This window comes from Vibrio sp. 10N.261.55.F4, from assembly GCF_041470465.1.
GTDB lineage: Bacteria > Pseudomonadota > Gammaproteobacteria > Enterobacterales > Vibrionaceae > Vibrio > Vibrio crassostreae_C.
The window spans coordinates 1-13,947 of record NZ_JBFRMM010000024.1 but is presented as its reverse complement, the minus strand read 5'-3'; the positions used below and the strand labels follow the sequence as shown (position 1 = coordinate 13,947).

Genomic DNA, 13,947 nt, shown 5'->3' with positions numbered 1-13,947 from the left:
ATAAAGTCGCGATAATCTGTTTACGATTCGAGTAACACCGTTGCCACAGCGTAGTGACGCTCATCCGAGATAGTCAGATGAATCGATGTTGTGCCATTCGCCTCTGCGATTTCACGCGCTTTTTTATGCAAGCTCAGAACTGGCTTGCCATGCTCATCATTTGAAATCTCAAAGTCGTGGAAGGTCACACCCAGCGCGATACCCGTACCTAACGCCTTAGATGCCGCTTCTTTGGCAGCAAAACGTTTTGCAAGGTAACGCCCTTTTTGCTTGAGTTGCTGGAATACTTCAAATTCAGAATCAGTCAAAATACGCTGAGCAAAAGCGTCGCCACTTCGCGACAGCGCCTTCTCGACACGTTCAATTTCTGCGATATCTGTACCCAATCCAACAACAGCCATGCTTACCCTACTAACAAACTTCTATCTATTAACTCTACTAATTCGTCGCATACGACTTAACGCTTACTGTTTAGAAAATTAAGCGTTGTTGCGTGCTGTTTCCATCACGGTTTTCATGTCTGCAACGGCTTTGTTCAAACCATCAAACACTGCACGTCCCATGATCGAGTGACCGATGTTCAGCTCGTAGATCTCAGGAAGAGCCGCAATTGGGGCTACGTTGTGGTAAGTCAGACCATGACCCGCATTGACTGTGATACCAAGATCGTCTGCGTAACTTGCGCCTGCAGCAATCTTTTTCAGCTCGTCTTGTTGGTCTTCTTCTGTTTTAGCATCCGCGTAATGACCAGTGTGCAGTTCAATGAACGGTGCGCCACACGCTTTTGCTGCGTCGATTTGCTCACGGTCAGCATCGATAAACAGAGATACCTTGATACCTGCTGCAGACAGTTTTTGTGTCGCCGCTTTGATCTTCTCTAGTTGACCAACTACGTCCAAGCCACCTTCAGTGGTTAGCTCTTCACGTTTTTCAGGAACCAGACAAACAAACTCAGGATTAGTATCGAGTGCAATTTGAACCATCTCGTCCGTTACGGCCATCTCCAAGTTCATGCGAGTTTGAAGTGTTTCAGCCAGAATACGCACATCGCGATCAACGATGTGACGACGGTCTTCACGCAGGTGAATAGTAATGCCATCTGCACCAGCACGTTCAGCGATTTCAGCTGCGTGTACTGGATCTGGGTATTTAGTACCACGTGCATTACGTAGTGTTGCAATATGGTCGATATTAACGCCTAAAAGGATTGAGCTCATTTTCCAATACTCCGTGCTCTGGAGAGGGCTATTGTTGGCATAAATAGCTCTCTACTTTTTAATGGTTTGCCGCCAAGATACGGCTTTAAGGCTATGCGTGTAAAGCGTTTTGCCGCTTTTAACTGCTCTTTAGTGATAAACCTACGTTCGCTGATTGCAATAAGTTCATCGCCCATAAAAGTCAGGTTATCTCGACGTACTGAAGCGATGAAACCTTTCTGCTCTCGATAGCGATAAGTCATGCTCGGATCAATCGCTTCGCCAGTGCCCGCGCAGTGTAAAAAGTCGACGCCGTAACCCATAGCAGATAATAGAGCCAGCTCAAAGCGACGCAGTGCTGGCTCAGGATTATCATTATGCGCCAGCTCTGTTAAAGCATGAAGATAGTCGTGAAAAAGTGCAGGCATCGGTACTTCCGCCATCAATACCCGACCGATAAGCTCGTTCACGTACATGCCTGAATACAGATTAATACCGGCGAGAGGGAGCCCCAAGCTGATGGGTTCAGCTTGGCGTAAGGTTTTCATCGAACCATTACCAGACCACTTAAGCAATAGCGGCGTAAAAGGTTGTAATGCACCTTTCAAATTGGAACGCTTGCTGCGAGCGCCTTTAGACATCAACGTCACCCGACCGAACTCTTCGCTGAAGACGTCCAAGATCAGGCTCGACTCACTGTATGGTCGACGGTGCAACACAAAGCATCGCTGTAACCCTTCGCTCAATCACTTACCCTTATTACAGATACAAAAAGAGAGAGTTCGCACTCTCTCTTGGGTTTATCTTCAGTTCAACTTTCTTAATCTCAGAAAGTGACGTTCAATATATTATAGATCGTCGATGTAGCCTAACGAGCGAAGTGCACGCTCATCATCAGCCCAGCCAGATTTAACCTTGACCCAAGTCTCTAGGTAAACCTTACGGCCGAATAGCTCTTCCATATCGATACGCGCTTCACGACCAATCGTTTTGATCTTCTCGCCCGCTTTACCAATCACCATTTTCTTCTGGCCTGTACGCTCAACAAGAATCAGTGCATTGATGTGGAAGCCATCGTTATCTGGGTTGTAATCGAAACGTTCGATTTCAACCGTTACCGAGTAAGGTAGCTCGTCACCCGTAAAGCGCATCAGCTTTTCACGGATAATTTCAGAGGCCATAAAACGTTGCGAGCGATCAGTCACGTATTCTTCAGGGAAGTGGTGTGTCGCTTTAGGTAAATGTTCACGTACGTGCTTACGCAGTACATCAATATTTTTACCTTGCTTCGCTGAGATTGGCACTACATCAATGAAGTCCATCTTCTTAGAGACTTCCATCATGTGCTGCATCACGTTAGTACGGTCTTGAACGTTATCTACTTTGTTGATGCAAAGTACAACTGGGAAGTCAGTCTTCTTCAGTTTGTTCAGAACCATCTCATCGTCGTCAGTCCAGTGAGTACCATCGACAAGGAAGAATACTAGGTTTACATCACTCAATGAGCTGTTCGCCGCACGGTTCATCAAGCGGTTGATGGCACGCTTTTCTTCAATATGAAGTCCAGGAGTATCAACAAAGATCGCTTGGTAATCACCCTCAGTTTCAACGCCCATAATACGGTGACGTGTCGTCTGTGGTTTACGTGATGTAATAGAAATCTTCTGACCCAGAATATGGTTCAGAAGCGTCGACTTACCTACATTTGGGCGACCGACAATAGCGATGAAGCCACAGTGTTGGTTTTCCGGTAGGCCTGTTTTTTTGCTATCAGATGAAAAGAATGCATCGATATCGAAATCTTGGTTGTTATCAGACATTGCTTAGTTGCTCTAATGCTGTTTCAGCAGCCGCTTGTTCTGCCTTGCGGCGGCTAGTGCCTTTACCGATAACAGGTTTATCCACACCTGCCACTTCACACTCAACCGTAAACTCTTGGTTGTGTGCTTCACCTTTAATATTAGTCACTGTGTAGACAGGTAGAGGATTTCTTCGACCTTGCAAAAACTCTTGTAGGCGAGTTTTCGGATCTTTTTGAGATACTCCAGGCTGAATAGCATCTAGGCGAGATTGGTACCAGCTTAAAATAATGCCGCGAACCGTCTCGGTATCACTATCTAAATAGACAGCGCCGATGACCGCTTCAACCGCATCCGCTAGAATAGAATCACGACGGAAACCGCCACTCTTCAACTCACCTGGACCTAATTTTAAGTAATCTCCTAGTTCGAATTCACGACCTAGTTCTGCCAATGTATGACCACGTACTAATGTTGCGCGCATGCGGCTCATATCACCTTCGTTTACCTTAGGAAAACGGTGGTAAAGATCATCAGCGATAACAAAACTTAAAATTGAATCGCCCAGAAACTCAAGACGTTCGTTATGTTTACCTGCGGCGCTGCGGTGAGTCAGCGCCAAGTGGATAAGATCGGCATCATTAAACTGATAGCCAATCTTTCTCTCTAGTTTATCAATTGGAGAATTCATGCTCTCTCGATGTGTTATGTGATCGATTAATGAATCCCACCGATGCGATTAAAACGCACACCAGTAGGAATCCATGTTGGAAGTACACTGTCTGAACCGCGTTCGAATTCGAAGCTGATCCAAATAGCAACGGCCTTACCAACAAGGTTTGCTTCAGGGACAAAGCCCCAGTAACGGCTATCGGCACTGTTGTCACGGTTATCACCCATCACAAAGTACTGGCCTTCTGGAACGACCCATTCGTTAACACCATTGCGAGGCTGATATGCTTGCACACGATCGCGGCGCAATGGGTTAACTAAAATCTGGTGTTCTACGTCTCCAAGCTGTTCGTTCAGCTGAATCAGAGGCACACCATCTTGAATAAATTGGCTCTCTTCAACATTACTTAGTTTCACTGGTTCACAGCTACTTGTACCCTTCGCCTGAATGCAGATCTCTTTACGACTGCTGTAGCGAATGGTGTCACCTGGCATACCAACAACACGCTTGATGTAGTCGATGTTAGGCTGAGGTGGGTACTTAAATACGATTGAATCACCACGCTCTGGCTTGCCCGTTTCTACCAGTTGAGTGCGCCATACTGGGTCTTTTAGACCGTACGCGTACTTCTCTACCAAGATGAAGTCACCAACCAAAAGCGTTGGCATCATCGAGCCAGAAGGGATTTGAAACGGTTCATAAATAAATGAACGCAGAACCAAAACAAATGCAATTACCGGGAAAATGGACACACTGTTCTCAACCCACCAAGGCTGAGCCGTAACTTTTGCGCTGGTTTCAGCGTCTAGGCCATTCGATTGTGCTTCAACGTCAGCAAGTTTTTGCTGGCGTTTCTTCGCCCACACAAACTTTTCCAACGCCCATACAATGCCGGTCACTAGAGTTACGATCACTAAAATAAGCGAAAATGTATTAGCCATTGATATCCCTTAAATTTCATTTCTTTAAAAATAACGAAAGTGAAAGAGTAGCGAGCTACTCTTTCACTTTAAATTATTCGTTTAATGCTGGATAAAGTTAGTCTTTTCCAACATGAAGGATTGCAAGGAAAGCTTCTTGAGGCAGTTCAACGTTACCGATCTGCTTCATACGCTTCTTACCTTCTTTTTGTTTCTTAAGAAGTTTCTTCTTACGACTGATATCACCACCATAACATTTTGCGATTACGTTCTTACGCAGTTGTTTCACTGTAGAACGAGCAATGATGTGGTTACCAATCGCTGCTTGAATCGCGATATCGAACATCTGACGAGGGATGAATTCTTTCATCTTCTCTACCAGTAGACGACCACGAGACTGGGCAATATCTTTATGCGTAATGATCGCTAATGCATCAACGGTTTCGCCATTCAGCAATACGTCGACACGTACCATGTTTGATGGCTCGTAGCGTTGGAAGTTGTAATCCAATGATGCGTAACCGCGAGACGTTGACTTCAGACGGTCGAAGAAGTCTAGAACGACTTCTGCCATAGGAAGATCATACGTCACAGCAACTTGGTTACCGTGGTAAACCATGTCGACTTGTACGCCACGCTTCTCAACACACAGTGTAATTACGTTACCTAGGTAATCAGAAGGTACCAGAATATTACAGCGTGCAATTGGTTCGCGAATTTCTTCTAGGTCATTAACTGCTGGCAGTTTAGCCGGGCTATCAACGTACAGAACCGTTTTATCTGTTTTTACAACTTCATACACTACTGTTGGAGCAGTTGTGATTAGGTCTAGGTCGTATTCACGCTCTAGACGCTCTTGGATGATCTCCATGTGAAGCATTCCTAAGAAGCCACAACGGAAACCAAAACCAAGTGCTGCTGAACTTTCTGGTTCAAAGAACAGTGATGCATCGTTCAGGCTTAATTTGCCTAACGCGTCACGGAAGTTTTCGTAGTCATCAGATGATACAGGGAATAGACCAGCGTATACCTGAGGCTTCACTTTTTGGAAACCAGGTAGACGTTCAGTGCTGCCGCCTTTTGCAAGCGTCAACGTATCACCAACTGGTGCACCTAGGATGTCTTTAATACCACAAACAACCCAACCTACTTCGCCAGTATTTAGCTCTGTAGTATCGATTTGCTTAGGCGTGAAGATACCTAGACGGTCAACACCCCATACTTGGTCTGTCGACATTACTTTGATCTTATCGTTCTTCTTCAGCTTACCGTTTTTGATACGAACCAAAGAAACTACGCCAAGGTAGTTATCGAACCAAGAGTCAATGATCAACGCTTGTAGAGGCGCTTCAGGATCACCTTCCGGTGGCGGGATTGCCGTCACGATGTTTTCTAGAACATCATCAACACCCAAACCTGTTTTCGCAGAACAGCGAGTCGCTTCCATCGCATCGATGCCAACGATCTCTTCGATTTCTTCAGCAACACGTTCTGGTTCAGCAGCTGGTAGGTCAATCTTGTTCAAGATTGGCACTACTTCCAGTTCCATTTCGATTGCTGTGTAACAGTTTGCTAGAGTTTGTGCTTCAACACCTTGGCCAGCATCCACTACAAGTAGTGCGCCTTCACAAGCCGCTAGAGAACGAGATACTTCGTAAGAGAAGTCTACGTGTCCAGGAGTGTCGATAAAGTTAAGTTGGTAAGTTTCACCATCTTTAGCTTTGTAATCTAAAGTCACACTCTGCGCTTTAATTGTAATACCACGCTCGCGTTCTATATCCATAGAATCGAGGACTTGAGCTGCCATCTCACGTTCACTTAATCCTCCACAAACTTGGATTAAGCGGTCAGAAAGGGTCGACTTACCGTGGTCGATGTGGGCGATAATCGAAAAATTACGAATGTGCTTCATAGGCTTGGTGTGACTAAACTCTTTGAATAGGGATAATAAGAAAGCCGCGACGCGTCCAATCTACAGTCAGCATTGGTGGCGGCATTTCAATCAAGTTGGCAGATTCTACCCAATTTAAGGGCAAGAAGCATCATAAATTAGACGAGAGACTCACCTAGGATTCGAATCAAGACGACTTCTTGCTTGGATTTGTCTTCCATGGGTTTGGCTAACCGCTTCGCTAAGGCAATCCCACCAGCAGTAAACAGTGCTGCACTTAAGATAACAATGCCCTCGCCGCCCTGGAGTAAGGGTTGTAACAAGAGTTGCCCAAAACCAGCACCAATCATCAACATAAAAAGTGGGATGAGATAAACAATCGCCGCCGACTGAAGTAGGCTTTTTTCTGGAAAGCCAATTTCTACGATTTGTCCAGCTTTGACTAAGCTTTTGGTTTTAAGCTGCCAAAACAAAGATTTATTGCCAACAGCCTTGGTCACAATACCCGTACCGCAGTTTTTTTGAGAAGAACAGCTGCTACAACTGGTTTGTTGTTCGCAGCTCAATTGAACAAAGTATTGCTTACCTTTTTGTTCAACCGAGCTAACGGTCGCCAGCGCGGTCATCATTGCGCTTGTACCGATTTATTAAATGTAACTGACTGAGCAATACGTTTTGCAGTTGCCGGCGGAATGTCACCAACCACAGAGATCTCTTTATCGCCAATCACTAAGCTGTGCAAGGTTCTACGCCCTTGACGCACCAGCTGCCCTTTCAATGAATGCTCATCTTTTTCCGCGATATAAACCGAAAAGTTAAACAGTCCATCACTGAAAAGCTGACTTTCAACCATTTTATCGGTCGCAGCCATTTGATAGCGGCTAAGCTCTTTTGATTTAAACCCTTCAGGAATCCACGACGCTTGCCAGTTAGTTTCACTCACTAAGCCTTCCGGTAATGATAAAACTTTCGGCAATTGAGCTTGGCTCAAGCCACCCATAGCCTCAGCAATCTTATCGTTCACCACGTAAGAGATAGTGCGGTACTGTTCAAGCACTTCGCCATCACGATCCAAAAGGTCGGCACGCAAAGGAAGATTCGTTTTTTCGTCTACCCAAACCACGTAAGAGTAGCGAAGGCCATCTTTCGGCACGACACGCAGCACTTGAGTGGTGCTACCTGCTTCACGAGAGCGACCAACTTTCACAAAGTCGTAGTACTGATTCAGAGATTCGATATCTCGATTAATCATCGGAATAACAGGCGCAACCATGCTGCCTGACTGAATCGTAAATGGCTCTGTACCCGGCTCGATGTAGCTAACTTCGTTGCCACGTCGAATGACTTCACGAACAGGGCCGCTTAGATAAACAAGGTGTGCAAGTTGTTGGTCGTCGTTAACCGCATGGCGATAAACAAGAGGCTCAATACTGCTCTTCTTTATCAAAATGTAGGAGAGTTCGTAATTTAGATGCTGACTGGCCTCGTTCATTTGATGCAACAAGTCCTTTGCAGTGGTTTCCTCTGCAAAGGCTGTTGGAGACATCAAGCTGAACAGTGTCAGTGCACTGACCAGGATTTTCTTCATTCAATGTCCGATTCTAGATGTGCATCTTGCATTGGCGATGCATCACTGTTTAATCTTAGCTGCAGCTCATAATCTTCTAACAATGCATGAACGCGTTTGCGCTGCTCTTGCAAGTTAGCTTCAGATGCTGGTTTCTCAACAGAGTCACGCGTTAAACTTACTGGTTCCGCAGAACCGGCAAATGGAATCGTCTGGAGTACAGGCAACTGCTCTGGTGCTGCAGGGTCGCTACCACCATATTGTTGAACACCTAATACAACGGCTAATGAAACACACGCTGCCACGGCAACTTGTCCAAACTGTTGTAACCACGCCGGAAGCTGACGCTTCGCTTGCTGAGGTTTAGGTTGCTCTTCAATTGGAGCAACAGTAGGTTCAACATTCACTTGGTGCAGGTTCGACATTGAACCATGTGCAGGCTCGTTCTCAAGCGCTGCCGCTACACTATTAGCAATGTTCCACTCTGGAGTTTCTGGCGAATCCCCACGCATAACATCACCAATTAAATGGTAACTCTGCCAAGTATCCATGCTTTCTTGATCAGATTCTAGATCTACAATGAGAGCTTTATCGATCGTTTCACCATCCATGAGTGCCGAAAGCTTTTCTTTATCAGCCATTATTTTCACCATAATTATTACAAGTTCTAGCGTTGCAAAAGAGGTTTGATTTTCTTTTCCACCGCTTCACGAGCTCGGAAAATACGCGAACGTACGGTTCCTACAGGGCAATCCATTACTTCTGCAATCTCTTCGTAGCTCAAACCTTCGAGCTCTCGCAACGTCATTGCAGTTTTTAAGTCTTCTGGTAGCGCTTCAATCGCTCCAAAAACAACTTGTTTCAATTCTTTAGACAGCGTTAAGTTCTCAGGGTTCGATATTTCTTTTAACGCGCTGCCTGTTTCGTAATATTCTGCATCTTCTGCATCTACATCGGTTGCTGGCGGCCTACGGCTTTGGGCAACGATATGATTTTTAGCGGTGTTCACGGCAATTCGGTATAACCATGTATAGAAGGCACTCTCGCCACGAAAGTTAGGTATCGCGCGGTAAGCTTTAATAAAAGCTTCTTGTGCTACATCAGGTACATCACCGGAATTATTCACGTATCGAGAGATAAGATTACAAACTTTGTTTTGATACTTAACCACTAGTAAGTTAAATGCCTGCTTATCTCCACTCTGAACTCGCTCAATCAACACTTGATCGGTTAGCTGCTCGTTCATTCGAGCGGGTACTCCTATTGTTATAACCCTCACCTTCACAGATATGGGTACTAATTATGCGAAATGTAGTATTGACACCACCGTCTACAAGAGCACTATTGTGACTAAGCCAAATACCGAAAGTTCCAACTTTCTTAAAATTATTTGCCATTATTGTTTCACAATGTGATGTAATAAAAATAGCTATCCCTATCAATTTGGGGAAACTTGAGCAAAAGCAATGGTATTGAGCAATTAAATATTTCTAGATAGCTGTCTATATATTGATTTTGCATAGCGTTTAAGGATGACTCTGGAGAGATTATAACAGTCTTAGCCAAACTCCTAAAACAAGACAAAGTCAATTGAGAGTGGACAACTCGACTATAGCCCGGGATTTAATAAGTTTTATGAACGCAAACCGTGAACATCAGTGTGATGTATTAGTGGTAGGAAGTGGTGCGGCAGGCTTGTCATTAGCCTTACGCGTAGCAGAACATGCAAAAGTAATTGTATTAAGCAAAGGACCACGCAGCGAAGGATCGACGTATTACGCACAAGGTGGTATCGCCGCGGTGTTCGATGAGTCGGACAGTATTGAGTCTCATGTAGAGGATACTCAAATCGCTGGGGCTGGGTTATGCGAAGAAGATACAGTTCAATTCATTGCTGAAAATGCGAAAGAGTGTGTGCAATGGCTGATTGATGGTGGTGTTCCATTTGATAAAGATGAGAACAGCACAGAAGGCCAACCAAAATATCACCTCACTCGTGAGGGTGGCCACAGTCACCGCAGAATTCTGCACGCTGCCGATGCAACTGGCATGGCGATGCAAACCTCACTACAAGATAACGTCAACAACCACCCAAATATCGAGATCTTCGAGCGCCACAATGCGCTGGATTTGATCACGGAAGATAAGATTGGTGGTTCAAAAGACAAGGTGATCGGTGCCTACATTTGGAACCGTAACCAAGAACATGTTGAAACCGTGCGCGCTAAGTTTGTTGTATTAGCAACAGGCGGCGCTTCAAAGGTTTACCAATACACCTCTAACCCAGATGTTTCTTCAGGTGATGGTATTGCTATCGCTTGGCGTGCGGGTTGTCGTGTGGCAAACCTTGAGTTCAACCAGTTCCACCCAACTTGTTTATTCCACCCAGAAGCGCGTAACTTCCTACTAACGGAAGCACTGCGTGGTGAAGGTGCTTACTTGCGTCGTCCAGATGGTTCTCGCTTTATGAAGGACTTCGATGAGCGCGGTGAACTGGCGCCACGTGATGTGGTTGCTCGTGCAATTGACTTCGAAATGAAGCGCTTGGGTGCCGACTGTATGTATGTTGATATCAGCCACAAGCCTGAAGAATTCATCACAGCGCACTTCCCGATGATCCATACTCGCTTGATGGACTTGGGCATCGACATGACCAAAGAGCCGATCCCTATCGTACCAGCCGCTCACTACACGTGTGGTGGTGTCATGGTGAATAAGCAGGGTCAAACCGACCTAACGAACTTGTATGCGATTGGCGAAGTGAGCTACACCGGCTTACACGGTGCAAACCGAATGGCTTCTAACTCACTGCTTGAGTGTGTGGTTTACGCATGGGCAGCAGCAAAAGATATCGTTGAGAACATCGACCAATCTCAACTGTGCGCTGAACTGCCAGCATGGGATGAAAGCCAGGTCACCAACAGTGATGAAGAAGTTATCATTCAACACAACTGGCACGAACTGCGCCTATTCATGTGGGATTACATGGGCATTGTTCGAACGGATAAACGACTAGAGCGAGCATTGCGTCGCATTCAGATGCTGCAACAAGAAACTCATGAGTACTACAGCTACTTCAAGGTTTCGAATAACCTATTAGAACTGCGTAACTTGCTACAAGTGGCAGAACTAATGGTTCGTTGTGCAATGCAACGTAAAGAGAGCCGCGGCCTCCACTACACGTTGGATTACCCTGAACTTGCAGAAGACAGTGGCCCAACGATTCTGACGCCAGAGAAACGCCAATCATAATAATTGGTTAAACGTGCTTAGCGAATTAGCCGTCAGCGGAAAATGATTAAACGAAAGGGAGCCGAGTGCTCCCTTTTCTTTTGTCTAACGCTTTCTTTTATCTAATACTTTCTTTCATCGAATAGTTTGGCTTCTCTAGCGCGCTCGTTGTAAGTTCGCCAGAAAATGGCGATATTCTCGCTCGCAACAGCTGTCCCGCCAAAGCAGTACCGAGTGCCCACATTCAAACTGCAATTTAACGAAGAACTGCGCCCAGATCTTATCAACGGACTTGAGTCGGTAAGTTCGGTCATTGAGTCGAATATCACCATCCTCTCTGTAATCAAAACGCCCATAGACACTATTTAGAATCACATGATTGTTTCTGAACAAGCGGATCATTAAAGCTAAGCAATAAAGGCTGGCGGCAAGTGGAATAGAAGACAGGACGATGAAAAACAAAAGGCACCCAAAAATAGTGCCTTTTGCAAATAATGCGGAATACGAAGGGTTAAGCTGAAGCTTAACGAACCTTGCTGAGGTTGTGTGCGACAATTTTATCAACCATTGATGCATGGCCTAGGTTTTCACTGCGTCCGTGGCCCATTACCCAAGTAAACAAATCTGGATCATCACACTCTAATAGAGAAACAAACTCGCGCTGTTCCTGCTCTTGCAATGAATCAAAACACTCTTCGAAAAATGGCATGATGACTACATCAAGTTCTAACATGCCGCGACGGCAACCCCATTTAATTCGTGCTTTCTGCTCTGCAGTGTACATTGGCTATCCTCACCTATAATTTTTCTTTCTCGGAGTGTAACAAGTCATACGCCCTGCAACTACTATGTGAGTCACAGTCCCTATCTAAGCTCACAAAAAAACCTAGGCTGACAAAGAAACAGAACCGGATTAACATAGAGCCAAATAAAATTCTTAGGAAAGATAAAATGGATTGGAAAAACATATTTCAGCCACTCGCTCATACGCAAAATGAATCGCTTCCAGAACTGATGATGACACACGTATCAGACTGGAGTGCAATTACCATGATAGGCGATGACAAAAAGTCGTACCTACAGGGTCAAGTAACGTGCGATGTCGTCACTCTTCCTAATGATGAATCCACATTAGGCGCGCACTGTGATGCAAAAGGAAAGGTATGGAGTATCTTTCGTTTGTTCCACCACAACGGTGGCTACGCACTCATGCAACCTAAATCAGCGATTGAAGTCGAGCTCGTTGAAATCAAGAAGTACGCGGTGTTCTCTAAGGTCGATATCGAGCAAACGTCTGACGTTGTTATCGGTGTGATGGGTTCGTCAGCTAATCAATACATTGATTCTATTTCAGAAAGCCAAGGTAATGTGCGTGCTATCTCTGGTGGTACAGCGGTTCAAGTTGCAGATAACCGCTGGGCTCTACTTGTGACAGAAGAAGCCGCTGAAGCCTTGGTATCAAACAGCGCTGCGGAGAAAGTATCAGAAACACTTTGGCAATATCATGAAATTCTTGATGCTCAGCCTAACCTATCGAAAGCAGAGCAAAACGAGCACATCCCTCAAGCGCTTAACCTGCAAGCGATTGGCGGTATCAGCTTTTCAAAAGGCTGTTACACAGGTCAAGAAACGGTTGCTCGTGCTAAGTACCGTGGCATGAACAAGCGTGAGATGCGCATTGTGTCGGGCACAACTGCGGACGTGCTGTCGTTAGAAAACCCTATTGAACTGGAACGTAGTGTGGGTGAGAACTGGCGTGGCGCAGGCCGACTATTAAACGTCTATCAATTTGCTGATAACCGAGCGATTGGTTTGATGGTACTGCCAAACAACCTTGATGACGATGTTCAGCTGCGACTGACCGCGCAGCCTGATCAAACATGGAATATCCTGCCACTGCCGTACAGCCTTGACGACGAGTAACCACGTGGAAACGCAGATTACACAATGGCTGGATCAACAGCAGGTGAATTATCGCCTGCTGATGCAAAGCAAGCCAACCACCAGCATTGAAGAAACTGCACAAGAGCGAGGCATCGACGCCTCTCAAATGGTGAAGTGCATCCTGCTCAAGGATATGGGCAACCAGTATGCGTTAGCCTGTACTGCTGGCGATCGCTCTGTCGACCCCAAGAAAGTACGCTCGGTACTGAATTGCCGTCGAATGACCTGCGTGTCGCTCGCTGATGTTGAAGCGATCACCGGTTTTAAAGTGGGTTGTGTTGGTCCGCTCGCTCTCAAGAGACACATGCCGATCATTTTTGATCCTTCCATTCAAAACAACTCGACCGTAACCATTAGCTCCGGCGACCGAATGGCTGGCGTTGCGCTGGATCTCAATGATCTTATGGCGCTATGTGCACCGACCGTCGCGGACATCAGTCGATGATCGTTTAGATCATGCTTCGCAAACTTCATTTTAATATTTCATTGAGTACATTTTTAGTGTGAACCTCGTCATAAGAAGAACACACCATCAATAAATAGTTACTCAAAATAAAAGCATAAGTAGTCACAAAGTTAAATTTGCGTTATTGTAAATTTACTGACTAGCTATTAAGCAAATCAGTGCAAGTGAATCCACTGAGTAACATCAGTATCCACTTTTGTGTAATGCATCTGTGACTATTCGCCCGTTTTAGACGGGCTTTTTTTTGGTTCATCGCGGAT

The 13,947-nt window shown here is 45.4% G+C and carries 16 protein-coding genes; 3 read left to right on the top strand and 13 right to left on the bottom strand.

Features of this window, described 5'->3' with window-relative positions; translation table 11 throughout:
- Nucleotides 1-20: 20 nt before the first annotated feature.
- From acpS to rpoE, 11 genes are all read right to left on the bottom strand, one after another.
- The gene (acpS, locus tag AB4249_RS12920; protein ID WP_017059039.1) at nt 21-401 is read right to left on the bottom strand and encodes a holo-ACP synthase; all 381 of its coding nucleotides are present in this window, start codon (nt 399-401) and stop codon (nt 21-23) included.
- Between the two features lie 78 nt (nt 402-479).
- Complete coding sequence (pdxJ, locus tag AB4249_RS12915) at nt 480-1,217, bottom strand: pyridoxine 5'-phosphate synthase (protein ID WP_137001310.1); 738 nt, start codon at nt 1,215-1,217, stop codon at nt 480-482.
- Nucleotides 1,214-1,942, bottom strand: coding sequence for a DNA repair protein RecO (recO, locus tag AB4249_RS12910; RefSeq protein WP_019826299.1), 729 nt, complete (start codon nt 1,940-1,942; stop codon nt 1,214-1,216). The genes pdxJ and recO overlap by 4 nt, the downstream gene beginning before the upstream one ends.
- A 102-nt stretch (nt 1,943-2,044) precedes the next feature.
- On the bottom strand, nt 2,045-3,016 hold the full coding sequence (gene era, locus AB4249_RS12905; protein WP_017059042.1) for a GTPase Era: 972 nt from the start codon (nt 3,014-3,016) through the stop codon (nt 2,045-2,047).
- On the bottom strand, nt 3,009-3,686 hold the full coding sequence (gene rnc / locus AB4249_RS12900) for a ribonuclease III (RefSeq protein ID WP_017066012.1): 678 nt from the start codon (nt 3,684-3,686) through the stop codon (nt 3,009-3,011). The genes era and rnc overlap by 8 nt, the downstream gene beginning before the upstream one ends.
- Nucleotides 3,687-3,712: 26 nt before the next feature.
- A complete protein-coding gene (gene lepB, locus AB4249_RS12895) occupies nt 3,713-4,609 on the bottom strand; it encodes a signal peptidase I (RefSeq protein WP_017068697.1) in 897 nt (298 codons plus the stop codon).
- A gap of 97 nt (nt 4,610-4,706) precedes the next feature.
- Entirely contained in the window at nt 4,707-6,500 is a 1,794-nt protein-coding gene (gene lepA, locus AB4249_RS12890; protein ID WP_017059045.1) for a translation elongation factor 4, read from the bottom strand.
- A 137-nt stretch (nt 6,501-6,637) separates the two neighbouring features.
- Nucleotides 6,638-7,108 (bottom strand): SoxR reducing system RseC family protein, encoded by a 471-nt coding sequence (locus AB4249_RS12885; protein ID WP_017059046.1) that lies wholly within the window; start codon nt 7,106-7,108, stop codon nt 6,638-6,640.
- Nucleotides 7,105-8,067: a sigma-E factor regulatory protein RseB gene (rseB, locus tag AB4249_RS12880; RefSeq protein ID WP_065584110.1), complete on the bottom strand. Its 963-nt coding sequence runs from the start codon at nt 8,065-8,067 to the stop codon at nt 7,105-7,107. The genes AB4249_RS12885 and rseB overlap by 4 nt, the downstream gene beginning before the upstream one ends.
- A complete protein-coding gene (locus AB4249_RS12875) occupies nt 8,064-8,687 on the bottom strand; it encodes a sigma-E factor negative regulatory protein (RefSeq protein WP_017063205.1) in 624 nt (207 codons plus the stop codon). The genes rseB and AB4249_RS12875 overlap by 4 nt, the downstream gene beginning before the upstream one ends.
- Nucleotides 8,688-8,713: 26 nt before the next feature.
- Nucleotides 8,714-9,292, bottom strand: coding sequence for an RNA polymerase sigma factor RpoE (gene rpoE / locus AB4249_RS12870; RefSeq protein ID WP_008223963.1), 579 nt, complete (start codon nt 9,290-9,292; stop codon nt 8,714-8,716).
- Between the two features lie 389 nt (nt 9,293-9,681).
- Between rpoE and nadB the strand changes: the two genes are divergently transcribed.
- Nucleotides 9,682-11,298, top strand: a complete 1,617-nt coding sequence (gene nadB / locus AB4249_RS12865) for an L-aspartate oxidase (protein ID WP_017059049.1) — start codon at nt 9,682-9,684, stop codon at nt 11,296-11,298.
- A 135-nt stretch (nt 11,299-11,433) separates the two neighbouring features.
- Here the strand turns inward: nadB and AB4249_RS12860 are convergent, their stop codons facing one another.
- Both AB4249_RS12860 and AB4249_RS12855 read right to left on the bottom strand, forming a co-directional pair.
- Entirely contained in the window at nt 11,434-11,853 is a 420-nt protein-coding gene (locus AB4249_RS12860) for a protein YgfX (protein ID WP_324295273.1), read from the bottom strand.
- A complete protein-coding gene (locus tag AB4249_RS12855; RefSeq protein WP_004735374.1) occupies nt 11,801-12,061 on the bottom strand; it encodes a succinate dehydrogenase assembly factor 2 in 261 nt (86 codons plus the stop codon). Before AB4249_RS12855 ends, AB4249_RS12860 begins: the two co-directional genes overlap by 53 nt.
- Nucleotides 12,062-12,228: 167 nt before the next feature.
- Between AB4249_RS12855 and ygfZ the strand changes: the two genes are divergently transcribed.
- Both ygfZ and AB4249_RS12845 read left to right on the top strand, forming a co-directional pair.
- Nucleotides 12,229-13,200: a tRNA-modifying protein YgfZ gene (ygfZ, locus tag AB4249_RS12850; protein WP_102398276.1), complete on the top strand. Its 972-nt coding sequence runs from the start codon at nt 12,229-12,231 to the stop codon at nt 13,198-13,200.
- A 4-nt stretch (nt 13,201-13,204) separates the two neighbouring features.
- Nucleotides 13,205-13,666 carry an aminoacyl-tRNA deacylase gene (locus AB4249_RS12845; protein WP_029235114.1) on the top strand — a complete coding sequence of 154 codons (462 nt, stop codon included), beginning with the start codon at nt 13,205-13,207 and terminating at the stop codon, nt 13,664-13,666.
- Nucleotides 13,667-13,947: the final 281 nt, after the last annotated feature.